We start from the raw sequence: 26,758 nt of genomic DNA, 5'->3' as shown, positions 1-26,758 counted from the left end.
CGGCAACGGAGCGGCGATGCAGCACGGCAAGTACCGGTTCATCGTGGGGTTTCTGGCGCTGCCCCTGGGACTGTACGCGCTATTCGTGGTCTGGCCGTTCATCCAGTCCATCTACTACTCGTTCACGGACTGGACCGGCCTGAGCCCCGAATTCAAGATGGTCGGCCTGGACAATTACCGGAGGATGCTGGACGACGAGATCTTCTGGAAGTCCTTGCAGCACAGCTTGATCTTCGCGCTCGTGCTGCCGGTGGTGACGATCAGCCTGGCGCTGTTCTTCTCCTTCATGATCAATGTCGGCGGACGGAAGAGAAGGGGAGGCCCGGTCGTCACCGGTGTCCGGGGCTCCTCCTTCTACAAGATCGTGTATTTCTTCCCGCAGGTCCTCTCGATCGCGATCGTCGCCCTGTTGTTCGCCTTCGCGTACAACCCGGACAGCGGTGCCATCAACTCGATCCTGCGCGGAATCGGGCTCGGCAGCATCCAGCCTCTGTGGCTGGGCGACCCGAGCCTCGCCCTGTGGGCCGTGATGGCGGTCCTCGTGTGGTCCACGGTCGGTTTCTTCGTGGTCCTCTTCAGCGCCGGTATGGCCTCCATCCCGGCGGACCTGTACGAGGCCGCGCTGCTCGACGGGGCGGGGCGGGCCAGCACGTTCTTCCGGATCACCCTGCCGCTGCTGTGGGACACCGTGCAGTCCGGCTGGGTCTACATGGGCATCCTGGCCCTCGGCGCCGAGTCGTTCGCGGTCGTACAGATCATGACGACCGGACCCGGCGGCCCCGACTACTCGACCACCGTCATGGTCCTGTACGTGTACCAGAAGGCGTTCCGTGACGGGCAGGCCGCCTATGCCACCACCATCGGCGTCGCCCTGCTCGTCGTCACGCTGGCGTTCGCCGCCCTGGTGATGCGGCTGGGCCGGCGCGAGCGGCTGGAGTACTGATCCGATGAAGACGACCGACACCCCTGCCCCCGTACCGGCCGAGTCCGGTACTCCCGTCGCCAAGAGCGACACCCGAGGCGACCCGGCTCGGAAGGAGAAGAAGAAGAAGGAGGGCGGCGCCCTCAACGTCTTCTCGCACGGAATGCTCATCCTGTGGGCGTTCATGGTCGTGATGCCGTTGCTGTGGGCGGTGATGACGTCCTTCAAGGACGACAGCTCCATCTTCAACTCGCCCTGGGCGCTGCCGGACAAGCTGCACTTCGACAACTGGTCGCGGGCCTGGACCGACGCCAACATGAGCGACTACTTCCTCAACACCATTCTGGTGGTGGCGGGTTCGCTCATCGGCACCCTGGTGCTCGGCTCGATGGCGGCGTACGTGCTGGCCCGGTTCGACTTCCCGGGCAACCGTTTCATCTACTTCCTGTTCATCGGCGGCATGAGCTTCCCGATCATGCTGGCGCTGGTCCCGCTGTTCTACGTCGTGAACAACATGGGCCTGCTGAACACGATCCACGGGCTGATCCTGGTCTACATCGCCTACTCATTGCCGTTCACGGTCTTCTTCCTGACCGCGTTCTTCCGCACCCTGCCGACCTCGGTGGCGGAAGCGGCCTTCGTGGACGGGGCCTCGCACTCCAGGACGTTCTTCCAGATCATGCTGCCGATGGCCAAGCCGGGCCTGATCAGTGTGGGGATCTTCAACTTCCTGGGCCAGTGGAACCAGTACATGCTGCCGACGGTGCTCAACACCGACCCGGACAAACGGGTGCTGACCCAGGGGCTGGTCCAACTCGCGGCCAGCCAGGGCTACAAGGGCGACTGGTCGGGCCTGTTCGCCGGTCTGGTGATGGCGATGATCCCGGTCCTCGTGGCCTACATCATCTTCCAGCGACAGGTGGTGGCCGGGCTGACGGCGGGCGCCCTGAAGTAGACCTCGGCCGCCCGCACGGGCGTCACCCCTTCAAGATCCGGATCTTGAAAGGGCGGCGCCCCCTCGGCATGGGCAAGAACGCGGATACTGTTCAACCTCTTGACGGGAGGCGACCCTAACGGCTCAGCTTAGAGTTCACTAGTTGGACATAGACGGGGCCTCATCGCTGCGGTCCCGCGCGCAGGAGGTCGTCGTGGAGACTCCGGGGTCGCAGTCGTCGCTGCACCGAGCCAACCTGGAGCGGGTCGTACGTGCCGTCCGGCTGGCCGGGTCGCTCACGCAGGCGGAGATCGCCCGAACCACGGGACTGTCCGCCGCGACCGTCTCCAACATCGTCCGCGAGCTCAAGGACGGCGGAACCGTCGAGGTCACGCCCACATCGGCGGGTGGCAGGCGGGCCCGCGCGGTCTCCCTGAGCGGGGACGCCGGCATCGTCATAGGGGTGGACTTCGGGCACACCCATCTGCGCGTCGCGATCGGCAACCTCGCCCATCAGGTGCTGGCCGAGGAGTCCGAGCCGCTGGACGTGGACGCCTCCTCCGCCCAGGGCTTCGACCGGGCGGAACAGCTGGTCAACCGGCTGATCGAGGCGACCGGCGTGGACCGCTCGAAGATCGCCGGGGTGGGCCTCGGCGTGCCCGGCCCCATCGACCTGGAGTCCGGCTCCCTGGGCTCCTCCGCCATCCTGCCGGGGTGGATCGGCACCAAGCCCGCCGAGGAGCTCCAGGGGCGCCTGGGCGTGCCCGTGCACGTGGACAACGACGCCAACCTGGGCGCCCTGGGTGAGCTGGTCTGGGGCAGCGGCCGGGGAGTGCGGGACCTGGCGTACATCAAGGTCGCGAGCGGTGTGGGTGCCGGACTGGTCATCAGCGGCAAGATCTACCGGGGCCCGGGTGGCACAGCGGGAGAAATCGGGCATATTACTCTTGATGAGTCCGGCCCCGTCTGCCGCTGCGGCAACCGTGGCTGTCTGGAGACCTTCGCGGCCGCGCGCTATGTGCTCCCGCTGCTCCAGTCCAGCCACGGCACCGATCTCACCATGGAAGGCGTTGTTCGACTCGCACGGGACGGAGATCCAGGCTGTCGTCGGGTGATCGCCGACGTCGGCCGACACATCGGCAGTGGAGTCGCCAATCTCTGCAACTTGCTGAACCCGAGCCGAGTCGTCCTGGGCGGTGATCTCGCCGAGGCCGGTGAGCTGGTGCTCGGGCCGATCAGGGAGTCTGTCGGCCGCTATGCGATCCCCAGTGCGGCACGCCAACTGAGCGTGCTTCCCGGGGCACTTGGAGGTCGTGCGGAGGTGCTCGGAGCACTCGCTCTCGCCCTCAGCGAGATGGGTGATTCGACCCTTTTGGACAGCACGCTGCATGCAGCGACACCTGCCTTCACTTAGAGAACGCAGGACGCCGTTGCCATCTCGTTAAGTATTTACTTCTTGACGTCGCACGTGTGGCCGAGTTGACTTCCAGCCACCTCGGCCGCAACGACGCGGCCTCGTCAGGGAGGTTTCAAAAGTGAACACGCTCATGCGTCGTGTGGCCGTATCCGTCGCGATCTCGGCGCTGGCCGTCTCGGCCGCCGCCTGTGGCAAGGCCGGCGACGACGACAACGCCGGCGACAGCAGCAGCTCGGGCTCGGGCGGCAAGTCGATCGGCCTGCTCCTGCCCGACAACGTCACGGCGCGGTACGAGAAGTTCGACAAGCCGTACTTCGAGGCCAAGGTCAAGGAGCTGTGCAGCGACTGCACCGTCTCCTACGCCAACGCCGCGGCCGACCCGGCCAAGCAGGCCCAGCAGATGAGCAGCATGGTGACCAAGGGCGTCAAGGTCATCGTGGTCTCGGCGCAGGACTCCGCCGCCATCAAGTCCTCCATCGCCTCCGCGGTGAGCAAGGGCGTCAAGGTCGTCGCGTACGACCGTCTGGCCCAGGGCCCGGTCTCCGCGTACGTCTCCTTCGACAACGTCAAGGTCGGCGAGCTCCAGGGTCAGGCCCTGCTCGACGCCCTCGGCTCCAAGGCGACCCCGAAGTCCAAGGTCGTCATGATCAACGGTGACGACGCCGACCCGAACGCCGCGCAGTTCAAGGAAGGCGCGCACAAGGTCCTCGACGGCAAGGTCGACATCGCCTACGAGCAGTCCGGCCTGTGGAAGGACACCGTCGCCGCGCAGAAGGTGTCCGCGGCCATCACCCAGCTGGGCGCCAAGAACATCGCGGGCGTCTACGCCGCCAACGACGGCATGGCCGGTGGTATCGCCAACACCCTCAAGGGCGCGGGCATCAGCACCATCCCGCTGACCGGTCAGGACGCCGAGCTCGCGGCCATCCAGCGGATCGTCGCCGGCACCCAGTCCGCCACGGTCTACAAGGCCTACAAGCCGGAGGCCGACAACGCCGCCGAGCTCGCGGTCAACCTGCTGCAGGGCAAGGACATCAAGTCCCTGGCCGACACCGAGGTCACCAGCGGCTCCGGTGACAAGGTCCAGGCGAAGCTGCTGACCCCGGTCTCGGTGACCGTCAAGAACATCAAGGACACGGTCGTCAAGGACGGTCTGTACACCGTCGCCCAGATCTGCACCTCGGACTACGCCGCCGCGTGCAAGAAGGCCGGCCTTCAGTAAGAGCCGCTGAGCCCCGGGGCGAGTCCTTCGACGGACCCGCCCCGACAGGCAGGCACAGAGCCTGTCCGGCGCCCGCACCGCCTTCATACCCCGCTGCGGGGCGGGCGCCGGACGGAAGCATGGCGGACGCAGCCGTTGCCAAGAGGCATCGGCCGCGCGCATGTTCGACTTGTAAATCCGTGCTGACGGCACAACTCGTAAGTAATTGCCAAAAGCACAACCCCTCCGCGCCTACCCCAAGCGCGGCATCCCCGCCGGTCAGGCGGCGAAGGAGATGGTTAACGTGTCCGCTACGCCCGTGCTGGCGTTGCGCGGAGTCTCCAAGCGATTCGGTGCGGTGCAGGCCCTCACCGATGTCGAACTGGAGGTCCACGCCGGTGAAGTGGTCGCCCTCGTCGGCGACAACGGCGCTGGAAAGTCCACGCTGGTCAAGACGATCGCCGGTGTGCATCCCATCGATGAGGGCATCATCGAGTGGGACGGCAGCCCGGTCAGCATCAACAGGCCGCACGACGCCCAGGGACTCGGCGTCGCGACGGTCTACCAGGACCTCGCCCTGTGCGACAACCTCGACGTGGTCGGCAACCTCTACCTCGGACGCGAGCTGCTGCGCCGCGGCATCATCGACGAGGTCTCGATGGAGCAGAAGGCGCGCGAGCTGCTGAACACGCTCTCCATCCGCATCCCGAGTGTGCGCATCCCGATCGCGAGCCTCTCCGGTGGTCAGCGCCAGGTCGTCGCCATCGCGCGCGCCCTGATCGGCGACCCCAAGGTCGTGATCCTGGACGAGCCCACCGCCGCCCTCGGTGTCGAGCAGACCGCACAGGTCCTCGACCTCGTCGAGCGGCTGCGCGAGCGCAACCTCGGCGTCATCCTCATCAGCCACAACATGGCCGACGTGAAGGCCGTCGCCGACACCGTCGCCGTGCTGCGGCTGGGCAGGAACAACGGTTCCTTCTCGGTGAAGGACACCAGTCAGGAAGAGATCATCTCCGCGATCACGGGTGCCACGGACAACGCCGTGACCCGTCGTGCGGGGCGTCGCAGCACGGAGGCCGCGAAGTGAGCGACACATCCAAGGTTTCCAAGGCGGATGCCGGGACGAAGGGGCAGGCGCATCAGTCGACGGTCGCCCCCTCCGACGATCCCACCGCCGCGCCGGTCTCGGTGGTCGACCCCCGGCTGCTGATCCGCGAAGAGGGCCTCAAGGGCTACTGGACCGAGTTCACGCGCAAGGTCAAGGGTGGTGAGCTGGGCTCGCTGCCGGTCGTGGTCGGCCTGATCGTCATCTGGACGATCTTCCAGCTGCAGAACGACCGCTTCCTCAGCGCCGACAACGTCTCGAACATCAGTTACTACATGTCGGCCACCGGCATGCTCGCCATCGGCTTGGTTTTCGTCCTGCTGCTCGGTGAGATCGACCTGTCGGTCGGTTCGGTCAGCGGTCTGGCCTCCACCCTGTTCGCCGTGTTCTCGGTGGAACACGGCGTGGGCGTCTGGCTGTCGCTGGTCCTGGCGGTCCTCGTCGGTATCGGCATCGGCGCGCTGCAGGGCTGGTTCTTCGCGAAGATCGGCGTACCGGCGTTCGTCGTGACCCTGGCCGGCTTCCTCGGCTGGAACGGCCTGATGCTGTGGCTGCTGGGCTCCAGCGGCACCATCAACATCCCGTCCGACTCCGGTCCGATCCACCTGCTGGGCCAGAGCTCGTTCTTCATGGACCAGGCCATCATCGGCGCGTACCTGCTGGCGGGCCTCGGTGTCGTACTGAGCCTCGTCGGCAACCTCAATGACCAGCGGCGCCGCAAGGCCGCAAACGTGCCGTTCCGGCCGACCAGCGAGATCCTGCTGCGCGTCGGGGTGCTCGCGCTGGCGTCCTTCCTCGCCGCGTACGTGCTGAACGACGCCGCCGGTGTCTCCAACGCGCTGGTGATCTTCCTGGCGGCGCTGGTGATCGTGGACTTCGTGCTGCGTCGTACCACGTACGGCCGCAAGGTGTTCGCGGTCGGCGGCGGCATCGAGGCGGCCCGCCGTGCGGGTATCAACGTGCCGTTGATCCGTATCACCGTGTTCGCCATCTCGGGCGGGTTCGCGGCCATCGGCGGTATGTTCTTCGCCGGTCAGACCGCAAGCGCGACGCTGAGCGCCGGCGGCGGCAACACGCTGATGCTCGCCATCGCGGCGGCCGTCATCGGTGGTACGTCGCTGTTCGGTGGGCGTGGCTCGGTGTGGTCGGCGCTGCTCGGCATGCTGGTGATCCAGTCGATCCAGACGGGTCTGGACCTGCTGAACATGAACCAGTCGATCCAGTACATGATCACCGGTGGTGTTCTGCTGGGAGCGGTCGTCATCGACTCGGTGTCCCGTAAGTCCCAGAAGGCGGCCGGTCGCGGATAGAGACTGATCGCGCCCCTTCGGGTCGATCCTCTTGCCCGGCACCCACAAGGTGCCGGGCAGGATTGTTCTCGTAGAACATTAGACTCGACACTCCCGGCAAAGCTCGATCAGCTCTACTGCAAGGAGGCACGGGTGCCGCTGCTGACCCGCATCAGGGGACCGCGTGATCTGGACCGGCTCAGCCTTGAGGAGCTGGACCAGCTGGCGGAGGAGATCCGCAGCTTCCTCGTCGGCGCAGTCTCCAAGACCGGCGGCCACCTCGGCCCCAACCTCGGTGTGGTCGAGCTGACCATCGCCCTGCACCGGGTGTTCGACTCGCCCAAGGACCGGGTGCTCTTCGACACCGGCCACCAGGCGTATGTGCACAAGCTGCTCACCGGGCGGCAGGACTTCTCCAGGCTGCGCTCCAAGGGCGGGCTGTCCGGCTACCCCTCGCGCGCCGAGTCCGAGCACGACGTCATCGAGAACAGCCACGCCTCGACCGTCCTCGGATGGGCCGACGGGCTCGCGAAAGCCAACCAGGTGCTCAAACGGGACGACCACGTCGTCGCCGTGATCGGTGACGGTGCCCTGACCGGCGGCATGGCCTGGGAGGCGCTGAACAACATCGCCGACGCCAAGGACCGGCCGCTGGTCATCGTCGTCAACGACAACGAGCGGTCCTACGCCCCGACCATCGGCGGCCTCGCCAACCACCTGGCCACCCTGCGCACCACCGACGGCTACGAGCGCTTCCTCGCCCGCGGCAAGGACCTGCTGGAGCGCACCCCCGTCGTCGGCAGGCCGCTCTACGAGACCCTGCACGGGGCCAAGAAGGGCCTCAAGGACTTCATCGCGCCCCAGGGCATGTTCGAGGACCTCGGCCTGAAGTACGTCGGTCCCATCGACGGCCACGACCTCGAGGCGCTGGAGTCGGCGCTGGCCCGCGCCAAGCGCTTCGGCGGGCCGGTCATCGTGCACTGCCTCACCGAGAAGGGCCGCGGCTACGAGCCCGCCGAGCAGGACGAGGCCGACCGCTTCCACGGCATCGGCCCCATCCACCCGGACACCGGCCTGCCGATCAAGGCCTCCGCCGCCAGCTGGACCTCCGTCTTCGGCGACGAGATGGTCAAGCTGGGCCGGGAGCGCGAGGACATCGTCGCCATCACCGCGGCCATGCTCCAGCCGGTCGGCCTGAAGAAGTTCGCCGACACCTTCCCGGAGCGCATCTACGACGTCGGCATCGCCGAGCAGCACGCGGCCGTGTCGGCCGCGGGCCTCGCGACCGGCGGCCTGCACCCCGTCTTCGCCGTCTACGCCACCTTCCTCAACCGTGCCTTCGACCAGGTCCTCATGGACGTCGCCCTGCACAAGTGCGGTGTGACCTTCGTGCTCGACCGGGCCGGCGTCACCGGCGACGACGGCGCCTCGCACAACGGCATGTGGGACATGTCGATGCTCCAGGTCATCCCCACGCTCCGGCTCGCCGCCCCGCGCGACGCCGAGCAGCTGCGCGCCCAGCTGCGCGAGGCCGTCCAGGTCGACGACGCGCCGACCGTGCTGCGCTACTCCAAGGGCGTCGTGGGCCCCGCCGTACCCGCTGTGGGCACCGTCGGAGGCATGGACGTCCTGCGCGAGCCGGGGACCGACACGCCGGACGTACTCCTCGTCTCCGTCGGCGCTCTCGCCCCCATGTGCCTGGAGATCGCCACGCTCCTCGACAAGCAGGGCATCTCCACCACCGTCGTCGACCCGCGCTGGGTCAAGCCCGTCGACGAGGCCATGGCCCCGCTCGCCGAGCGGCACCGCGTGGTCGTCACCGTCGAGGACAACAGCCGCGTCGGCGGCGTCGGCTCGGCGGTCGCTCAGGCCCTGCGTGACGCGGGCGTCGACGTCCCGCTGCGCGACTTCGGCATCCCGCCGCGCTTCCTCGACCACGCCTCCCGCGCCGAGGTCATGGCGGAGATCGGCCTCACCGCCCCCGACATCGCCCGCCAGGTCACCGGCCTGGTCTCCAAGCTGGACGGGCGGTACAGCGACAGGGCGGCCGAGGCGGAGCCCGCCCGCGACTGACACGGCCGAATGGGCCGGCCGCACCACTCGTGACAGTGGTACGGCCGGCCCATTCGCGTGAATCCCCCCGCGCCGGGGCATACGACCTACGCCCCCTCTCGATCATGTCGAGGACGACACAGCGTGGGAGGTACCCGTGAGCAGCACCCTCTTCCGGACGAAGAAGGTCGAGCAGTCCATCCTCGACACCGAGGAGCCAGAGCACGCGCTCAAGAAGTCCTTGTCCGCGCTGGATCTGACCGTCTTCGGTGTCGGCGTCATCATCGGCACCGGCATCTTCGTCCTGACCGGCACCGTCGCCAAGAACAACGCCGGACCGGCGGTGGCCCTCGCCTTCGTCGTGGCCGGCGTCGTCTGCGCGCTCGCCGCGCTCTGCTACGCCGAGTTCGCCTCCACCGTCCCGGTGGCCGGATCGGCCTACACCTTCTCCTACGCCTCCCTCGGTGAACTGCCCGCCTGGATCATCGGCTGGGACCTGGTCCTGGAGTTCGCGCTGGGCACGGCGGTGGTGTCCGTCGGCTGGTCCGGCTACATCGCCTCACTGCTGGACAACGCGGGCTGGCATCTGCCGGAGGCGCTCGGCACCCGCGACGGGGCCGACGGCTTCGGCTTCGACATCCTCGCCGCCGCGCTCGTCCTGGTGCTGACCTGCATCCTCGTGCTCGGCACCAAGCTCTCCGCGCGCGTGACCTCGATCGTCGTCGCCATCAAGGTGACGGTCGTGCTGACCGTGATCATCGCGGGCGCCTTCTTCATCGAGGGCGACCACTACGACCCGTTCATCCCGAAGGCGCAGGAGGTGCCGGCCGGTGACAGTCTCCAGTCGCCGCTGATCCAGCTGATGTTCGGCTGGGCGCCCTCCAACTTCGGCGTGATGGGCATCTTCACCGCCGCCTCCGTCGTCTTCTTCGCCTTCATCGGCTTCGACGTCGTGGCCACGGCCGCCGAGGAGACCAGGAACCCGCAGCGCGACATGCCCCGCGGCATCCTCGGTTCCCTCCTCATCTGCACGACCCTCTACGTCGCCGTCTCGATCGTCGTGACGGGCATGCAGAAGTACACCGACCTGTCCGTCACGGCCCCGCTCGCCGACGCCTTCAAGGCCACCGGCCATCCCTGGTTCGCGGGCTTCATCAGCTTCGGCGCCGCCGTCGGCCTGACGACGGTCTGCATGATCCTGCTCCTGGGCCAGACCCGGGTCTTCTTCGCGATGAGCCGCGACGGACTGCTCCCGACGTTCTTCTCCCACGTCCACCCGAAGTTCAGGACCCCGCACCGGCCGACCATCCTGCTCGGCGTGATCATCGCGATCGTCGCCGGCTTCACACCCCTGAGCGAACTCGCCGAACTGGTCAACATCGGCACCCTGTTCGCGTTCGTGGTGGTCGCCATCGGTGTGGTCATCCTTCGCAAGTCCCGCCCCGACCTGCCCCGGGCCTTCCGCACCCCCTGGGTGCCGGTCATCCCGATCCTGTCGGTCCTGGCCTCCCTCTGGCTGATGCTCAACCTGCCGGCCGAGACCTGGCTGCGGTTCGCGATCTGGATGGTCATCGGCTTCGCCGTCTACTTCCTCTACGGCCGTAGCCACAGCCTTCTCGGACGGCGCGCGGCGACGACGGCCAGCAACACGGAGTAACACATACGTTCCACCTCCCCGGCCCCGTATGTCCTGTTCAGCCAGGATGTGCGGGGCCGGATAGCGTGCGGCTCATGCCCGCAGAGCTCCTGCTCCCGTCACCTTCCGTGTCCGATTCCCGTACGGCGTACTGGAGCCGACTGCTGCCCCCGCTCGCGGCCCTGGCCTGCGTGACGCGGGTCCCGTCCTTCACGCGCCCCCTCTGGAGCCCGGACGAGGGCTATCTCGCCGTACAGGCACGGCTGTTGGCGCAGGGCGGTCAGCTCTACGAGACGGTCGTCGACCGCAAGCCGCCGTTCGTGCCGTGGCTCTACGAGGCCGCCTTCGCGGTGACGGGCTCCGGCACGCTGGCCGGAGTGCGGGTCCTGGCGGTCCTGGCCCAGCTCCTCACCGCCGCGCTGCTGGCCTCCCTGGCCCGCCGCCGCTGGGGCGACACGTCCGGCCGTACCGCCGGAGTGCTGTATCTGCTGATCTCCGTCGGCCTGAACCCGCAGGACGCACAGGCCGCGACCTTCGAGGTGTTCCTCCTGCCCTGCACGGCGGCCGCGATGTGGTGCGCGGACCGGCGGCGCTGGGGTGCGGCGGGAACGGCGGTCGCCTGCGCGTTCCTCACGAAGCAGACGGGCGGGGCGGTGCTGCTGCCCGTGCTCTGGCTGTACGTCGCCTCCGGCGCGGGGCGTCGGGAGGCACAGCGCCTCGTGGCGGGGGCGTTGACGCCGGTGCTGTGCGCGGCGCTGGTGACGGACCCGGCGGGTTTCCTGTTCTGGACGGTGACGGGTTCGGGGGCGTACGCGACCCTGACCGGCTCCGAACTCCACGTACTGGCAAGGGGTTTGGCCAACACCGGGATCGTGGCGGTGGCCTGCGCGGGCCTGTTCGCTCCTGTCGTACGGGCCCGGCGCGCACCGACCGCCGATCTGTGGCTGTGGCTGCTCGCGTCGGCGGCAGCGGTGCTGCTCGGCCTCCACTTCTTCGGCCACTACTACCTCCAACTCCTCCCGCCGGTCGCGCTCCTGGCCACGGGGGCGCTTCGCGCGCTGCCGTACGACCGCACGCGCACGGCGGTACTCACCTCGGCCTGCGTGTGCGCGCTGTTCCTGACGTGGGGTGTGCTGGCCCCTCGCACCGACCTCGACCACGCACGCCGTGTCGCGCAGACGGTGTCGACCCGGACGCCGCCGGGCGATCCGGTCCTGATCTGGGGGATGCACCCGGAGACGTACTGGCTGGCGGACCGTGCCCCGGCCACCCGCTATCTGACGGCGGGTCTCCTCACGAACTACAGCGGGGGCCGGGACGGCGGGCGGGTGGGGGAGAGGTATGCCGTGAGGGGTGCGTGGACGGTGTTCCGGCGGGAGGCGGTCTCGGCGGCCCTGGTGGTGGACGACTCCCGCGGAAAGCCGTACGCGCCGGAACGGGTGCGGGGCCTCCGGCGGTTGCTGGCGGCGGGGTACGAGGAGGTGGGGACGGTGGATGGGGCGGTGCTGTATGTGAGGAGGAGGTAGGGGGCGGTCTCAGTTCGGCCGCGGGCCGGTGGGGGCTGATCGCGCAGTTCCCCGCGCCCCTGGGTGGGTGCAGTCGCGCATACCTGGCTGTACCCACCTGTTTGGGGGCGCGGGGAACTGCGCGGCCCGCCCCCACCAGCCCGCAGCCGCCAGACGACACAGCGCGGCTCATCGGATGGCGCTCAGGGACGAACCGTGCGCGGTCCCGCCACCTCCGCCCCCAACTCCCCGACCCTGCGCCGAAGTTCACGATCCGCGGTGACCACCAGCACAGGCCGCTCGCCCGCCTCCGCCACCAGCTCCACCATCCGATCGTCGCCACTCCCCGCCGCCGACTCCACCCGAACCCCCGGTACGGACTCCACCCCGCGAGCCGCCCCCTCCACCACCAGCACGATCTCCACCGCGCCGTCCCGCCCCGGCACCCCGTCCACCGCCAGCCGGTCCCGCAACCGCTCCGCCGCCCCCCGCCGGTCCCGCCACCACCCGTCCGGCACCGACCCGACGACATTCGCGGCATCCACGACGACCAGCAGCACGTCACTCATCACCCCAGCGTCCCACGACCGGCCCACCCGAAGACGGCGCCGACCGCCCGATTAGAGTGGACCCGTGTCAATGGTCCGTACAGTGAACGGCGACTGGCTCATCCGCGCCCGCGACGGCCGACTCGGCGTCTACGCCACCCGCGACGAAGCCGTGTGGTGCAGGGCAGAGCGCCGCCCGGGCGGCGACACCTGGTTGCCCTGGCGCAAGGTCGGCGGCGACCAGCGCCTGCACCCCGGACTGGCCGTGGGACACGGCGTCGACGGCTACGCACACCTCGTCTCCTGGCGCCCCACCAAGGCCAAAGAAGCGGGCCTCGTGCACTCCACCCACTTCCGCGTCCACCTCGCCGCCCTCGACTGGAGCCCGGTCGGCCACCCCGACAGGGCGGGCGCCCGCACCGGCGCCCCCGCCGTGGCCGTCGACGCGGAGGGCCGGGCGCATGTCTTCGTCGGCAACCGCGGCAACGGCGTGCACGCCCTCATCCAGAAGGAACGCGGCGGCTGGAACGCCTGGTCCGACCTCAAGGGCTCCGACGTGCACGAGGAACTGGCCGCCGTGACAGGGGAGTCGGGCCGGGTCGAGCTGTACGGCACCAACCCGGCCGGCATCCTGCGCTGGCTCCAGGAGGAAGCGGGCGCGCCTCCCGTACTGGCCGACCCGCTGCCCGTCCGCGTCGAGCCGGGCACCCTCAGCGCGCTGCCCACCTCCAAGGAACACACCACGCTGTTCTTCGCGGACCCCGAGGGCATGCTCTACGCCTGGCGCCCGGACACCGAGCCGACCCCCCTGCTCGCGGCGGCCGGCCCCGGCCCGGCGGCCCTGCTCCGCTGCACCCTGGACGGCCACGACTGCACGCTGCTCGCCCAGCGTTCGGCCTCCGGCCGGGTCGCCTTCGCGGCCTGTCCGACCGAGCAGGAGTCGGCGGGCCTGTGGTGGACGGAGTCCGGGCCGCAGTTGCCGGTGGGCACGGCCGTGGCCCTCGCCGAGGACGCGGACGGCCGTATCGTCGCCGCGACGGTGACCCCCGACGGGGAGCTGCGGATCGCCCGGCAGAAGGACGAGCCCGGACTGGCACTGGCGGCCTGGCGGGAGGTCTGAGCCTCCCCTTCTCGAACAGTCAACCATCGCACATATGTGCGTAGTCCGTGATGGAATGGTGATCCAATCCGGTACGGACAAGGGGGATCCCCATGGCAGTGGGACGAAGACTGTTCCTCGGCGCGTTCACGGCGGGGGCGGTGACCGTCGCCGCCAACGGCACGGAGGCGGTCGCGGTGGGTGACTACACCGACTACACGGCGCCCGCCCAGTTCTGGACCCGGTCGACGACCGCGCACGCGGTCACCGCCGTCATGGCGGCCACCTCCGGGGCCGGTGCCGCACTCAACGTGGCCTCGAAGAACCCGCAGACCTCGGCCCTGAACGTCACCGGCGTGGAGAACGCCCGAGGCACGGTGAAGATCACCCACGACGGTTACGTCGACGGGTCGGACGCCGACGGCTCCGCCCTGTCCATCGACCTCCAGACGCACGGCGTCACGGACCGGAGCGGCGGCACCGCCGCCCAGGGCATCTTCCTGACCGCCACCACCGGCGCGACCAAGGGCGCCCTGCTCGTCCTGCGCAACAACCCCGGTCTGGACGACTTCGTGGTGAAGGGCAGCGGCCGCGTCGGTGTCGGTATCGGTGTCGGGGACACACCGCAGTCCCAGCTCCACGTCGTCCAGGTGGCGCCGCAGGCGGCTTCCGCGATCCTCGCCGAGGGCTCGGTGCGGCTCGCGAACACCGCTGCGGAGCCCAGCAACGCGCCCGCCGACCTCGGAGGCGGCTCCCTCTACGCCCAGAACGGCGCCCTGTTCTGGAAGGGCGGCAACGGCAAGGTCACAGAGCTGGCACCGGCGTAGGGAGGCACATGATGGAACTGACCCCCGAACAGCTCGTCGCCGAGTTCCAGGACGCCGTCATGGAGCTGTACTTCGCCCGCAAGCGCATCGCGCACCTGGAGACGGAGAACGCCGAGTTGAAGGCGCGACTGACAGCGGCCGACGCGTCCGGCGAATGAAAAGAGGGCCTCCGCCGCCGCGGAGGCCCTCTTCACCGTCGTACGACGGTCGTTACGCCGGAACCGACGCCACGCCCGGAGCCAGGAACTTCTTGCCGTTCACGCGCTCGGAGACACCCTCGCGGTCCAGGTACGGCGTGATGCCGCCCAGGTGGAAGGGCCAGCCGGCGCCCGTGATCAGGCAGAGGTCGATGTCCTGGGCCTCGGCGACGACACCCTCGTCGAGCATGAGCCCGATCTCCTGGGCGACGGCGTCGAGGACGCGGTCGCGGACCTGCTCCTCGGTCAGCACGGAGTCGCCCTGCTTCAGCAGCGCGGCGACCTCCGGGTCCAGCTCCGGCTTGCCGGAGTCGTACACGTAGAAGCCGCGCTTGCCCGCCTTGACGACGGCCGCGAGGTTCGGGGAGACCGTGAAGCGGTCCGGGAAGGCCCGGTTGAGGGTCTCCGAGACGTGCAGACCGATCGCGGGACCGACCAGCTCCAGCAGGACGAGAGGAGACATCGGCAGGCCCAGGGGCTCCACCGCCTTCTCCGCCACCTCGACCGGGGTGCCCTCGTCGATGACGTTCTGGATCTCGCCCATGAAGCGGGTGAGGATGCGGTTCACGACGAACGCCGGGGCGTCCTTGACCAGCACCGCGGTCTTCTTCAGCTTCTTGGCGACGGCGAAGGCGGTGGCCAGCGACGCGTCGTCGGTCTGCTCGCCGCGGACGATCTCCAGGAGGGGGAGGATCGCGACCGGGTTGAAGAAGTGGAAGCCGACGACCCGCTCGGGGTTCTTCAGCTTCGACGCCATCTCGGTGACCGACAGCGAGGAGGTGTTGGTGGCGAGGATCGCGTGCGCCGGGGCGACCGCCTCGACCTCCGCGAACACCGTCTGCTTGACGCCGATCTCCTCGAACACGGCCTCGATGATGAAGTCCGCGTCGGAGAAGCCCTCCGCCTTGTCCAGCACACCGGTGACCAGGGCCTTGAGGCGGTTGGCCTTGTCCTGGTTGATACGGCCCTTGCCGAGCAGCTTCTCGATCTCGGCGTGGACGTAGCCCACACCCTTGTCGACGCGCTCCTGGTCGATGTCGGTCAGCACGACCGGCACCTCGAGGCGGCGCAGGAACAGCAGCGCGAGCTGGGAGGCCATCAGACCGGCGCCGACGACACCGACCTTGGTGACCGGGCGGGCCAGGTTCTTGTCCGGGGCGCCCGCGGGACGCTTGCCGCGCTTCTGCACCAGGTTGAACGCGTAGATGCCGGAACGCAGTTCGCCACCCATGATCAGGTCGGCGAGGGCCTTGTCCTCGGCGTCGTAGCCCTGCTGGAGGTCGCCGTTCTTGGCGTTCGCGATGATGTCGAGGGCGCGGTAGGCGGCCGGAGCGGCCCCGTGCACCTTGGAGTCCGCGATGAAACGGCCCTTGGCGACGGCCTGGTCCCAGGCCTCACCGCGGTCGATCACCGGGCGGTCGATGACGATCTCGCCCTTGAGGACGGACGCCGTCCACAGCAGGGACTGCTCCAGGAAGTCCGCGCCCTCGAACAGCGCGTCGGCGATGCCCAGTTCGTAGACCTGAGCGCCCTTGAGCTGCTTGTTCTGGTTGAGGGAGTTCTCGATGATCACCGAGACGGCCTTGTCGGCGCCGATCAGGTTCGGCAGCAGGGTGCAGCCGCCCCAGCCGGGGACCAGACCGAGGAAGACCTCGGGGAGCGAGAAGGCGGGCAGGGCCGCGGACACCGTGCGGTAGGTGCAGTGCAGACCGACCTCGACGCCACCGCCCATCGCGGCACCGTTGTAGTACGCGAAGGTCGGCACCGCGATGCCCGCGAGGCGCTTGAAGACCTCGTGGCCGCCCTTGCCGATGGCGAGCGCGTCCTTGTGCTCCTTGAGCAGCTCGACGCCCTTGAGGTCGGCGCCGACGGCGAAGATGAACGGCTTGCCGGTGATGCCGACACCGACGATCTCACCGGCCGAGGCCTCCTTCTCGACCTGGTCGATGGCGGTGTCGAGGTTCGCCAGCGAGGCCGGGCCGAAGGTGGTCGGCTTGGTGTGGTCGAAGCCGTTGTCCAGCGTGATGAGCGCGAAGCGGCCCGCGTTGAACGGCAGGTCCAGGTGACGCACGTGCGCCTGGGTGACTACCTCGTCCGGGAACAGCTCGGCCGCACCCTTCAAGAGCTCAGTGGTGCTCACTTGCTGCCTCCGGCGTCCTTGTGGTTCGGGTTCTCCCAGATGACCGTCGCGCCCATGCCGAAGCCGACGCACATGGTGGTCAGGCCGTAGCGGACCTCGGGCTGCTCCTCGAACTGGCGGGCCAGCTGCGTCATCAGACGCACACCCGAGGAGGCCAGCGGGTGACCGAAGGCGATCGCGCCGCCGTACTGGTTGACGCGCTCGTCGTCGTCCGCGATGCCGTAGTGGTCGAGGAAGGCCAGGACCTGGACGGCGAAGGCCTCGTTGATCTCGAACAGGCCGATGTCGGAGATGGACAGGCCCGCCTGGGCGAGCGCCTTCTCGGTGGCCGGGATCGGGCCGTAGCCCATGACCTCCGGCTCGACACCCACGAAGGAGTACGAGACGAGGCGCATCTTCACCGGCAGGTCGTTCTCGCGGGCGAAGTCCTCGGACGCGATGAGGGAGGCGGTGGCGCCGTCGTTCAGACCGGCCGCGTTACCGGCGGTGACCCGGCCGTGCACACGGAACGGCGTCTTCAGGCCCGACAGGTTCTCCAGGGTGGTCCCCGGGCGCATCGGCTCGTCGGCGGTGACCAGGCCCCAGCCGGTCTCACCGGCCTCCGGGTTCGTACGACGTACGGAGATCGGGACCAGGTCGGCCTGGATCTTGCCGTTGGCGTACGCCTTGGCGGCCTTCTCCTGGGAGCGCACGGCGTACTCGTCGGCGCGCTGCTTGGTGATCTGCGGGTAGCGGTCGTGCAGGTTCTCGGCGGTCATGCCCATGAACAGAGCCGACTCGTCGACCAGCTTCTCGCTGACGAACCGCGGGTTCGGGTCCACGCCCTCGCCCATGGGGTGACGGCCCATGTGCTCGACACCACCGGCGATGGCGATGTCGTAGGCACCGAAGGCGACCGACCCGGCGACCGAGGTCACGGCGGTCAGAGCGCCGGCGCACATGCGGTCGATGGAGTAGCCCGGGACGGACTGCGGAAGACCGGCGAGAATCCCGGCGGTACGGCCGATGGTGAGCCCCTGGTCACCGATCTGCGTGGTCGCGGCGATGGCGACCTCGTCGATCTTCTTCGGGTCGAGACCCGGGTTGCGGCGCAGCAGCTCCCGGATCGCCTTCACGACGAGGTCGTCGGCGCGGGTCTCGTGGTAGATGCCCTTCGGGCCCGCCTTGCCGAACGGGGTGCGGACGCCGTCGACGAAGACGACGTCCCTGACGGTACGAGGCACGATGGCTCTCCTCCAGATGCGGGATCTGCACTGCTGCGATGCGCTGAGCGCGCGCTCAGAACCCATGCTACTTATGAGTAACGTGACTGCCCACCCCTGGAGGCCGGAGCGGCGAAGGTCACACCGCGGGAGGCGCGGTGGAGCCCCTCGGGGTCAGGACCGGAGTGGGCACGGGGTGCGATCCCGGCCCCTCCCCGGTGATCACCCCGAACAGCGTCCGAGCCGCCTCCGCACCGAATCCGTGCACGTCATGGCTCATCGCGGACAGTGTGGGGTGGGTGAGCCGGCAGAGCTGGGAGTCGTCCCAGGCGAGCAGTGAGACGTCACGCGGAACGTTCAGCCCCATCTCCGCCGCGACCGACAGTCCGGCCACCGCCATGATGTCGTTGTCGTAGACGATCGCCGTGGGCCGGTCCGCCGGCGGGGCGGTCAGCAGGGACCGGGTGGCCCGCCCTCCGGCCTCTCCCGAGTAGTCGGTGGTCACCTGCCAGGCCCCTGCCAGCTCCAGGCCGCGGGCCGCCTCGTCGAACGCGGCCGTCCTCATCGCCGTGTGCCCGAGCGCCGCGGCACCCCCCACCCGCGCGATCCGCCGGTGCCCCAGCGCCGCCAGATACCGCACGGCCTCCGTCACGGCGGTGGCGTCGTCGGTCCACACGGACGTGAGGCTGCCGGTGAACGCGGGATGCCCCACCGCCACCACCGGCAGGCCCAGCCGCTCGGTCGCCGCGACGCGGGGATCGTCCGCCCGGAAGTCGACCAGGATGGATCCCCCGACCTGCCGCCCCCGCCACCACGACTCCTGCAGCCCGACCTCCTCCTCCACGTTCCGCACGAGCCGCAGCAGCAGCGAGCAGTTCCGCTCGATCAGCACGCTCTCCACGCCGGACACGAACTCCATGTAGAAGGGTTCGAGCCCCAGCAGCCGCGCCGGCCGGCAGATCGCGAGACCCACCACGTCCACCCGCGACCCGGCCAGCGTCCGCGCGGTGAGGTTCGGCGCCCACCCCAGTTCCCGGGCCGCCTCGAAGATCCGGTCCCGGGTCGCCTCGGACAGCCCGGGCTTGTGGTTGAAGGCGAGCGACACGGCCCCCTTGGACACACCCGCGAGCGCGGCGACGTCCTTGATGGTGACGCGCGGGGCCGGCTGTGCTGTCATCGGCTGGGCTCCAGGCAGTACAGGGCGGATCGAGCGGCATCCGGATCGGGAGTCTCCCAGCCGCTGACCCCGATCGTCACCCGCTCCCCGGGCAACAACGTGACCAGCCCCCGGTCGGCCCGAGCCGCCGGATCCAGCCGGTCCGCCTGAAGCAGCAGATCCCGCACGAGCGTGCGAGCCGTCACCGTGACGGCCCCTGGCGCCACGTCCACATCGAACTCCGGCCGCGGATAGGGGATCTCCCGATCCGGAGCGGGAAAGTACAGGGCCCGCACACCGTCTGGCCGCGTCCTGGCGTCCTGGCCCACGCCTGCGCCGGCTTCCGTGCCCGAGCCGCGGCCCCTGCCCCCAGCCGTGCCCATGCCCATGTCCACGCTCGCGTCCCGGCCCGGGCCTGCGCCGGTTTCCGTGCCCGAGCCGCGGCCCCTGCCCCCAGCCGTGCCCATGCCCATGTCCACGCTCGCGTCCCGGCCCGGGCCTGCGCCGGTTTCCGTGCCCGAGCCGCGGCCCCTGCCCCCAGCCGTGCCCATGCCCATGTCCACGCTCGCGTCCCGGCCCGGGCCTGCGCCGGTTTCCGTGCCCGAGCTGCCGCCCCTGCCCCCAGCCGTGCCCATGCCCATGTCCACGCTCGCGTCCCGGCCCGGGCCTGCGTCCCGGCTCGCGCCTGCTTCCGAGCCCGAGCCCGCGCCCGCTTCCGTGCCCGAGCCCGCGCCCGTAGCCGAGCCCCGGCCCGTGCCCGCACCCGCCCCCCGGTCCACACCGCCGTCCCCGCCCGCATCCGCCACCAGGAACTCCTTCGCCCCCACCGGCACCAGCTCCGGCGGTACCGTCACATCCGTGACCGTGCGTCGGTCCGCGCGGAAGGCCAGCTCGGCCTCGTCGATCATCTCGCCGTCCACCGACATCCGCCGCAGCCGCAGCACCCCCGCCCACGGCTCGCCCGCTTGGTTGACGGCCGCCAGTACCAGCTTCCGGCCGCGCGTCCGGACCGTCAGCAACCGGTCCGCGTACAGGCGCCGCAGCTCGTGATACAGCGGTTTCTCCCGCCCGTCCCCGTCGATCGCGGCCCAACTCGTCACCGGCCAGCAGTCGTTGAGCTGCCACACCACCGTCCCCGCGCACACCGGCCAGTGCGACCGCCAGTGCTCGATCCCGGCGGCCACGGCCCGCGCCTGGTTGACCTGCATGAGGTAGTGCCAGCGGTCGAAGTCCCCCTCGGGAAAGGTGAAATGCCGTTCCAGCCCACGCCGAAGCTTGCCGTTCCCGTCGTCGGCCTTCTGGTGGTGCAGCATGCCGGGGGAGTCCGGCGCGAGCACCTCCCCGGGCAGCGCACGCGCCAGCGTGGCGTACGCGGGCGGTGCCTGCCACCCGAACTCGGCCACGAAACGCGGCACTTCACCGCGGTACTCGGCGTAGTCCTCCCGGTTCCACACCTCCCAGGAGTGGTGCGTCCCGTGCGCCGGATCGTTCGGGTGGTGCTCCCACGACCCGGACCAGGGACTCCCCGCCGTGTACGGCCGCGTCGGGTCCAACTCGGCCACCACCCGCGGCAGCACGCCCAGGTAGTACCCCTCGCCCCAGGAGTCCCCGGCGAGCCGCGCCTCCCATCCCCAGTCCCGGAACCCCCACAGGTTCTCGTTGTTGCCGTTCCACAGCACGAGCGAGGGATGCGGCATCAGCCGTACGACGTTCTCCCGGGCCTCCGCCTCCACCTCGCCCCGCAGCGGCTGCTCCTCCGGATAGGCCGCGCACGCGAACGGGAAGTCCTGCCAGACCAGCAGCCCGAGCTCGTCGCAGGCGTCGTAGAAGTCCTCGCTCTCGTAGATCCCGCCGCCCCAGATCCGCACCAGGTCCACCCCGGCCTCGGCCGCCTGTCCCAGCCGCTCCCGGTACCGCTCACGGGTGATCCGGGAGGGGAACACGTCGTCCGGGATCCAGTTCACGCCGCGCGCGAAGAGCCGCTCGCCGTTGACGACGAGGGTGAACCCGGTGCCGTGCGCGTCGGCCGAGCGGTCCAGTTCGACGGTACGGAAGCCGACCCGGCGCCGCCACACGTCCAGCGGGCGACCCTCGTGCTGAAGTGTCAACTCGACGTCATAGAGCGGCTGTTCACCGTATCCACGCGGCCACCACAGCCGCGCCCGAGGCACTTCGAGGCGTACGACCCCCTGCGTGCCGTCGACCGAGGCCCGCACCCGCTCGCCGCCGACCGTCGCCTCGACCGTCAGCGGTGCCTCGACCCTGGCGCGCTCCACGTCGACCGCCAACTCCACCACGCCCACGCCCTGTTCGACGGTCACGAGCGGCCGCACCCGGGCGATCCGGGCCGTCGACCACCGCTCGAGGCGCACCGGCCGCCAGATCCCGGCCGTCACCAGCGTGGGCCCCCAGTCCCAGCCGAACGAGCAGGCCATCTTGCGGAGGTACTGGTACGGCTCGGCATACGCGGCGGGCCGCTCACCCAGCTTCCCGCGCACCGCCTCGGCCTCGGCATAGGCGGAGACGAACCGCACGGCGAGCCGTCCGGACATGCCGGTCACGTCGAAGCGGTACGAGCGGTGCATGTTCCTCGTCCGGCCCAGGAGCCGGCCGTCCAGAAGGATCTCGGCCACGGTGTCCAGACCGTCGAAGACGAGGTCGGTCTGCTCATGCCCGTTCACGAGCCCGAGGTCGGTCTCATAGGTCCAGTCCCGCCGCCCCACCCACGCGACCTCGGTCTCGTTGCGCCCCAGAAAGGGATCCGGGATCACCCCCGCCGCCAGCAGATCGGTGTGCACGCATCCCGGCACGACAGCGGGGAGTTCGTCCACCGTGCCGTCGGAGTGTCGCAGGATCCATCCCTCGGTGAGCGGTGTGGCCTGAAGCATGTACACACTCCCTAAACCGATCAAGTCCTGTGCTGCGGAAGCTTTTTGACATGGCTGGCATCGTTGGCGAGATAGGGACTTTACCGGTTAAGAAAACGTTGTCAGAGTACCGAACCAGCCAACCCGCTCGTGCTCGTCCGTCCCCTGAACGGAGCTGATGCACATGAACCGCCGTACAGCCCTGGCCATGGTCGTGGGAGCCGCCTTGCTGATCCCCGGGTGCACCGGCACCGGTGGATCGTCGAAGGGCGCCGATGCCAAGGCGCCTGACGACCCGTCAAAGGTCACCGGCACCATCAAGGTCCTCACCGTCCGCACCGACCTCGTGCAGGACGGCACGCTGAAGAAGTACGCCGCCGAGTTCAGCAAGACCTATCCGAAGGTGAAGGTCGAGTTCGAGGGCATCACGGACTACGAGGCCGAGGTCAAGATCCGGATGAACACCGAGAACTACGGCGATGTCCTGCTGATCCCGGCCGTCATCAAGAAGAGCGACTACCCGAGGTTCTTCGCCTCGCTGGGTACCCAGGAAGAGCGCGCCAAGAAGTACCGCTTCACCGACTTCACCGCCGTCGACGGCAAGGTGTACGGGCAGAGCCCCGTCGCCGTCAGTCCCGGGTTCGTCTACAACAAGCGGATCTGGAAGGAAGCCGGGATCACCGAATGGCCCACCACCCCGGCCGAGTTCGTCGCCGACCTCAAGGCCATCAAGGCGAAGACCGACGCGATCCCGTACTACACCAACTTCTCGGCCGGCTGGCCGCTGTCCTCGTGGACGTCGGTCGACGGCGCGGTGACCTGTGACCCGAAGGCGACCGACAAGCTCGCCGAGGGCGACCCCTGGGCGAAGGGCGCGGACCTGCGCGTCGGCGACCGGCTCCTGTACGACATCGTCCACGAGGGGCTGATCGAGAAGGACCCGACCACCAGCAACTGGGAGGAGTCCAAGCCCCGCACCGCCAAGGGGGAGATCGCCACGCAGTGGCTCGGCACCTGGGCGATCGTGCAGTTCCAGGACGCGGCGAAGAAGGCCGGCGTGAACCCCGACGACATCGGCTTCATGCCCTTCCCGGCCCAGACGGACGGGAAGTTCTGCGCGACCATCGCCCCCGACTACAACCAGGCGGTCAACGTCCACTCCTCGCACAAGGAGGCGGCCCGGGCCTGGATCGACTGGTTCACCGACAAGTCCGGCTATGTCGAGGACAACCTCGCCCTCTCCCCGCTCAAGGACGCGCCGCTGCCGTCGGTCCTGAAGCCGTACGAGGACCAGGGCGTGAAGTTCATCGAACTGGACGACGCCCAGGGCGCGAAGGTCAAGCAGATCGACAACGAGTCCGAGGTCGGCCTCTACGCCCCCGAGTACCGCCAGAAGCTCGTCGACCTCGCCCGCGGCGCCCGCAAGGGCAGCCTCGACGACTTCCTCGCCGACCTCAGCAAGCGCTGGACGGACACCCAGAAGAACCTGGGGTCCTGATGACGGACACGACACAGAAGGCGGCCGTGGAGGTGATCCCGGCCGCCCCCGTCCCGGCACCGCCCCCGCGCCGGACCCGCGTCCGGCGGGGCGTGACCCCCTGGCTGTTCCTGATCGCCCCGCTCGCCCTGCTGATCACCTTCACCTACGCGCCGATCGCCAACATGGTCGCGTACAGCTTCACCGACTGGGACGGTGTCAGCCCCGAACTGCGCTCCACGGGCGTCGAGAACTACCGGGAGGTGTTCACCCGCCCGGATCTCTTCGAGGTCTTCTGGGTCAGTGGCTACTACCTCGCCGCCTCCGTGGTCCAGATCGTCCTCGCGCTCTACTTCGCGACGATCCTGAGCTTCGACGTCCGCTTCCGGAACTTCTTCAAGGGCGTGCTCTTCTTCCCGTACTTGATCAACGGCGTCGCGATCGGCTTCGTGTTCCTCTACTTCTTCCAGGACGGCGGGACGCTTGACTCGGTGCTGAGCCTGTTCGGAGTGAAGACCGACCACGCCTGGCTCGGCACCCCGGTCTCCGCGAACACCTCGCTGGCCGGCGTCTCGGTCTGGCGCTATCTCGGCCTGAACTTCGTGCTCTTCCTGGGCGCGATCCAGTCCATCCCGGGGGAGTTGTACGAGGCCGCCGAGCTGGACGGCGCGAACCGCTGGCACCAGTTCCGCCACATCATCGCGCCGGGCATCAAGCCGGTCCTGACCCTGACGGTGATCCTCTCGATCTCCGGCTCGCTGTCGGTCTTCGAGATCCCGTACATCATGACCGGCGGCGCCACCGGAACCGAGACCTTCGTGATCCAGACGGTCAACCTGGCCTTCCGCTTCAACAAGACGGGCCTGGCCTCGGCGGCCGCCGTCGTCCTCCTGCTGATCATTCTGCTGGTGACCTGGGTGCAGCGGCGCCTGGTCCCCGACGACAAGGTGGACCTCGTATGACACGCCGTACGATCGCCCGCGCCCTTGTCCATTTCTCGCTGATCGCCGCGACCCTGGTCGTCCTGCTGCCGCTCGTGGTCGTCCTCCTCACCTCCCTCAAGTCGGAGAAGGAGATGGCGAACACGAGCGGCGCCCTGGAACTCCCGCACGACCTGCTGAACTTCCACAACTACGTGACGGCGTTCCAGGACGGCGAGATGCTCTCCGCCTTCACCAACACGGCGATCATCCTGCTGATCTCGATCGGCGGCACAGTGCTCATCGGCTCGATGACGGCCTACGCCATCGACCGGTTCACCTTCCGCTTCAAGAAGCTGGTGGTGGCGCTCTTCCTGACGGCCGCGCTGGTCCCCGGCGTCACCACCCAGGTGGCCACGTTCCAGATCGTCAACAGCTTCGGCATGTTCGACAGCCTCTGGGCCCCGATCGCCCTCTACATGGGCACGGACATCGTCTCGATCTACATCTTCCTGCAGTTCGTCCGCTCGATCCCGGTCTCCCTGGACGAATCGGCCCGCCTGGACGGCGCCAACGCCTTCACGATCTACCGAAAGATCATCTTCCCGCTGCTGAAGCCGGCGACCGCGACCGTGGTGATCGTGAAGGGCATCACGGTCTACAACGACTTCTACATTCCCTTCCTCTACATGCCCTCGGAGGATCTTGGCGTGATCTCGACGTCGCTGTTCCGCTTCCGGGGCCCCTACGCGGCCCACTGGGAGGTCATTTCGGCAGGAGCGGTCCTGGTGATCCTGCCGACACTGATCGTTTTCCTGTCGTTGCAGCGCTTCATCTACAACGGCTTCACGCGAGGAGCGACCAGATGACCTACCAGGGGCGCGGAGAACTGCTGCGACTAGGCGGAAAGCGCAGCCACCAGCACCGGAGTCACTTGCTCGACCTGCCAGGCCCGGGCCCCGTGACCGGCCAACGCCGCCCCCACCGACTCCGCGCTGACCACGCTCGGCGGCTCCCAGCAGACCCGCCGCACCGTGTCCGGAGTGATCAGGTTCTCCTGCGGCATGTTCAGCGACTCGGCCAACGCGGACACCGCAGCCCGTGCCGCGGACAACCTCGCGGCCGCCGCAGGATCCTTGTCGGCCCAGGCCCGCGGCGGCGGAGGCCCGGTGAGCGGCTGCCCGGGCTGCGGCAGCTGTACCTCGGCAAGGGCCTTGGCCCGATCCACCGCGGCCTGCCACTGCTCCAGCTGCCGCCGTCCCATCCGATGCCCGAAGCCGTTCAACGCGGCCAGCGCGTGCACATTGACCGGCAGGGAGAGCGCCGCCTCGACGATCGCCGCATCGGACAGCACCTTGCCCGGCGACACGTCCCGCCGCTGGGCGATCCGGTCCCGCGCCTCCCACAGTTCCCGCACGACGGCCAGCTGCCGGCGCCGCCGCACCTTGTGCATGCCGGAGGTCCGGCGCCAGGGGTCCTTGCGCGGCTCGGCCGGTGGAGCCGAAGCGATCGCGTCGAACTCCTGAAGCGCCCACTCCAGCTTCCCCTGCCGGTCGAGCTCCTTCTCCAGCGCGTCGCGCAGGTCGACGAGAAGCTCCACGTCGAGGGCGGCGTACCGCAGCCACGGCTCGGGCAGCGGACGGGTCGACCAGTCGACGGCCGAGTGCCCCTTCTCCAGGACGAAGCCCAGCACCCCTTCGACCATCGCGCCGAGCCCGACCCGGGGGAACCCGGCGATCCGCCCGGCCAGCTCGGTGTCGAACAGGCGCGAGGGCACCATGCCTATCTCGCGGAGACACGGAAGATCCTGTGTGGCGGCGTGCAGCACCCACTCCACACCGGAGAGGGCCTCGCCGAGCCCCGAGAGATCGGGACAGGCCACCGGGTCGATCAGCGCGGTCCCCGCACCCGCGCGGCGCAGCTGCACGAGATAGGCGCGCTGTCCGTAGCGGTAGCCGGACGCCCGCTCGGCGTCGACGGCGACGGGGCCGGAGCCCGCGGCGAACGCGGCGATCACCTCGGCGAGCGAGTCCTCGTCGGCGATCACGGGCGGAATGCCCTCGCGCGGCTCCAGCAGAGGGATCGGCGCCTCCGCTGCAGAAGATCCGCCATCGTCCGGAGGGCCGCCTCCGGTGGTTCGCAGTGAAACGTCTGCTGCGGTCTCTTGGGCGTCGGTCACATGTCAAGGGTATCTGTGTATGGACAGCGCCTGCCGACGGAACGTTCCGTCGGCAGGCGCCTGAGGGTCGTAAACCAGTCAGCCC

Annotated in this window: 21 protein-coding genes; 15 read left to right on the top strand and 6 right to left on the bottom strand. The window is 69.1% G+C overall.

The genetic code is table 11. The features are described from left to right. Positions 1-16 precede the first annotated feature (16 nt). From M2157_RS12825 to M2157_RS12785, 9 genes are all read left to right on the top strand, one after another. Positions 17-943, top strand: coding sequence for a sugar ABC transporter permease (locus M2157_RS12825; protein ID WP_280861948.1), 927 nt, complete (start codon positions 17-19; stop codon positions 941-943). Positions 944-947: 4 nt separating this feature from the next. Further along, positions 948-1,877 (top strand): carbohydrate ABC transporter permease, encoded by a 930-nt coding sequence (locus M2157_RS12820; protein ID WP_280865306.1) that lies wholly within the window; start codon positions 948-950, stop codon positions 1,875-1,877. Between the two features lie 193 nt (positions 1,878-2,070). Beyond that, on the top strand, positions 2,071-3,270 hold the full coding sequence (locus M2157_RS12815; RefSeq protein ID WP_280863753.1) for an ROK family transcriptional regulator: 1,200 nt from the start codon (positions 2,071-2,073) through the stop codon (positions 3,268-3,270). Positions 3,271-3,403: 133 nt separating this feature from the next. Beyond that, positions 3,404-4,495 (top strand): substrate-binding domain-containing protein, encoded by a 1,092-nt coding sequence (locus M2157_RS12810; protein ID WP_280863752.1) that lies wholly within the window; start codon positions 3,404-3,406, stop codon positions 4,493-4,495. Between the two features lie 274 nt (positions 4,496-4,769). Further along, the gene (locus M2157_RS12805; RefSeq protein ID WP_280863751.1) at positions 4,770-5,561 is read left to right on the top strand and encodes an ATP-binding cassette domain-containing protein; all 792 of its coding nucleotides are present in this window, start codon (positions 4,770-4,772) and stop codon (positions 5,559-5,561) included. Next, entirely contained in the window at positions 5,558-6,889 is a 1,332-nt protein-coding gene (locus M2157_RS12800; RefSeq protein ID WP_280861946.1) for a sugar ABC transporter permease, read from the top strand. The genes M2157_RS12805 and M2157_RS12800 overlap by 4 nt, the downstream gene beginning before the upstream one ends. A gap of 132 nt (positions 6,890-7,021) precedes the next feature. Next, positions 7,022-8,941 (top strand): 1-deoxy-D-xylulose-5-phosphate synthase, encoded by a 1,920-nt coding sequence (gene dxs, locus M2157_RS12795; protein ID WP_280865305.1) that lies wholly within the window; start codon positions 7,022-7,024, stop codon positions 8,939-8,941. Positions 8,942-9,077: 136 nt separating this feature from the next. After that, a complete protein-coding gene (locus tag M2157_RS12790) occupies positions 9,078-10,577 on the top strand; it encodes an amino acid permease (RefSeq protein WP_280861944.1) in 1,500 nt (499 codons plus the stop codon). Between the two features lie 74 nt (positions 10,578-10,651). Beyond that, positions 10,652-12,082, top strand: coding sequence for a glycosyltransferase family 39 protein (locus tag M2157_RS12785; protein WP_280865303.1), 1,431 nt, complete (start codon positions 10,652-10,654; stop codon positions 12,080-12,082). A gap of 182 nt (positions 12,083-12,264) precedes the next feature. Here the strand turns inward: M2157_RS12785 and M2157_RS12780 are convergent, their stop codons facing one another. Next, positions 12,265-12,630 carry an NTP pyrophosphohydrolase gene (locus tag M2157_RS12780; RefSeq protein WP_280861942.1) on the bottom strand — a complete coding sequence of 122 codons (366 nt, stop codon included), beginning with the start codon at positions 12,628-12,630 and terminating at the stop codon, positions 12,265-12,267. A 70-nt stretch (positions 12,631-12,700) separates the two neighbouring features. Between M2157_RS12780 and M2157_RS12775 the strand changes: the two genes are divergently transcribed. From M2157_RS12775 to M2157_RS12765, 3 genes are all read left to right on the top strand, one after another. Then, positions 12,701-13,729: a hypothetical protein gene (locus M2157_RS12775; RefSeq protein ID WP_280865302.1), complete on the top strand. Its 1,029-nt coding sequence runs from the start codon at positions 12,701-12,703 to the stop codon at positions 13,727-13,729. Positions 13,730-13,821: 92 nt separating this feature from the next. Further along, the gene (locus tag M2157_RS12770; protein WP_280865301.1) at positions 13,822-14,535 is read left to right on the top strand and encodes a hyaluronoglucosaminidase; all 714 of its coding nucleotides are present in this window, start codon (positions 13,822-13,824) and stop codon (positions 14,533-14,535) included. An 8-nt stretch (positions 14,536-14,543) separates the two neighbouring features. Continuing rightward, complete coding sequence (locus tag M2157_RS12765; protein ID WP_280861939.1) at positions 14,544-14,693, top strand: hypothetical protein; 150 nt, start codon at positions 14,544-14,546, stop codon at positions 14,691-14,693. Between the two features lie 52 nt (positions 14,694-14,745). Here the strand turns inward: M2157_RS12765 and M2157_RS12760 are convergent, their stop codons facing one another. The 4 genes from M2157_RS12760 to M2157_RS12745 form a co-directional block, all read right to left on the bottom strand. Beyond that, positions 14,746-16,872, bottom strand: coding sequence for a 3-hydroxyacyl-CoA dehydrogenase NAD-binding domain-containing protein (locus M2157_RS12760; RefSeq protein ID WP_280861938.1), 2,127 nt, complete (start codon positions 16,870-16,872; stop codon positions 14,746-14,748). After that, positions 16,869-18,095: an acetyl-CoA C-acyltransferase gene (locus M2157_RS12755; RefSeq protein WP_057611185.1), complete on the bottom strand. Its 1,227-nt coding sequence runs from the start codon at positions 18,093-18,095 to the stop codon at positions 16,869-16,871. The genes M2157_RS12760 and M2157_RS12755 overlap by 4 nt, the downstream gene beginning before the upstream one ends. A gap of 118 nt (positions 18,096-18,213) precedes the next feature. After that, positions 18,214-19,251 (bottom strand): LacI family DNA-binding transcriptional regulator, encoded by a 1,038-nt coding sequence (locus tag M2157_RS12750; RefSeq protein WP_280861937.1) that lies wholly within the window; start codon positions 19,249-19,251, stop codon positions 18,214-18,216. Continuing rightward, positions 19,248-22,118, bottom strand: coding sequence for a glycoside hydrolase family 2 protein (locus M2157_RS12745; RefSeq protein WP_280865300.1), 2,871 nt, complete (start codon positions 22,116-22,118; stop codon positions 19,248-19,250). Before M2157_RS12745 ends, M2157_RS12750 begins: the two co-directional genes overlap by 4 nt. Before the next feature lie 163 nt (positions 22,119-22,281). Here M2157_RS12745 and M2157_RS12740 point away from each other — a divergent pair, with 163 nt between their 5' ends. From M2157_RS12740 to M2157_RS12730, 3 genes are read left to right on the top strand one after another with little or no spacing between them, the layout of a single operon-like run. Next, the gene (locus tag M2157_RS12740; RefSeq protein WP_280861936.1) at positions 22,282-23,595 is read left to right on the top strand and encodes an ABC transporter substrate-binding protein; all 1,314 of its coding nucleotides are present in this window, start codon (positions 22,282-22,284) and stop codon (positions 23,593-23,595) included. Beyond that, the gene (locus tag M2157_RS12735) at positions 23,595-24,536 is read left to right on the top strand and encodes a sugar ABC transporter permease (RefSeq protein ID WP_280865298.1); all 942 of its coding nucleotides are present in this window, start codon (positions 23,595-23,597) and stop codon (positions 24,534-24,536) included. Before M2157_RS12740 ends, M2157_RS12735 begins: the two co-directional genes overlap by 1 nt. Beyond that, positions 24,533-25,363: a carbohydrate ABC transporter permease gene (locus M2157_RS12730; protein WP_057611180.1), complete on the top strand. Its 831-nt coding sequence runs from the start codon at positions 24,533-24,535 to the stop codon at positions 25,361-25,363. Before M2157_RS12735 ends, M2157_RS12730 begins: the two co-directional genes overlap by 4 nt. 29 nt (positions 25,364-25,392) lie before the next feature. Here the strand turns inward: M2157_RS12730 and M2157_RS12725 are convergent, their stop codons facing one another. Further along, positions 25,393-26,673: a ribonuclease D gene (locus tag M2157_RS12725; RefSeq protein WP_280861933.1), complete on the bottom strand. Its 1,281-nt coding sequence runs from the start codon at positions 26,671-26,673 to the stop codon at positions 25,393-25,395. Between the last annotated feature and the right edge of the window lie 85 nt (positions 26,674-26,758).

It is taken from the genome of Streptomyces sp. SAI-127 (assembly GCF_029894425.1).
Classification (GTDB): domain Bacteria; phylum Actinomycetota; class Actinomycetes; order Streptomycetales; family Streptomycetaceae; genus Streptomyces.
The sequence above is the reverse complement of the archived record's forward strand: the minus strand, read 5'-3'. Positions and strand labels throughout refer to the sequence as shown.